Annotated in this window: 1 protein-coding gene; it reads left to right on the top strand. The window is 50.8% G+C overall.

Translation table 11 applies throughout. The features are described from left to right. Positions 1 to 362, top strand: a 362-nt coding sequence (locus OQX61_RS24290) for an immunoglobulin domain-containing protein (protein ID WP_265844433.1), incomplete at both ends; no start/stop codon positions are given.

The following is a 362-nucleotide window of genomic DNA, read 5'->3' as shown; positions in this document are numbered from 1 at the left end:
TCTGGTATCTGATGCAGTTATCCTGATTGCCCACCCGATTCCGGCGACTCCTGAAATTACCGTAAGCCAGAAAGAATTCTGCGAAGGCAGCAGCACTACGCTGACTTCCCCGGCAGCTACCGGTAACCAGTGGTACAAAGATGGTAACCCGATACAGGATGCAAACCAGCAGACATACATCGCTACGGAAAGCGGAAAATATACCTTAGTGGTCACCTTAAACAACTGTGCGAGTCTGGTATCTGACGCAGTGATCTTGATTGCTCATCCGATTCCGGCGACTCCTGAAATTATGGTAAGCCAGAAAGAATTCTGTGAAGGGAGCAGCACTACGCTGACTTCCCCGGCAGCTACCGGCAACC

Source organism: Pedobacter sp. PLR (genome assembly GCF_026239675.1).
GTDB lineage: Bacteria > Bacteroidota > Bacteroidia > Sphingobacteriales > Sphingobacteriaceae > Pedobacter.
Note: the sequence above shows the minus strand (reverse complement) of the source record. Positions and strands in the feature narration are given on the sequence as shown.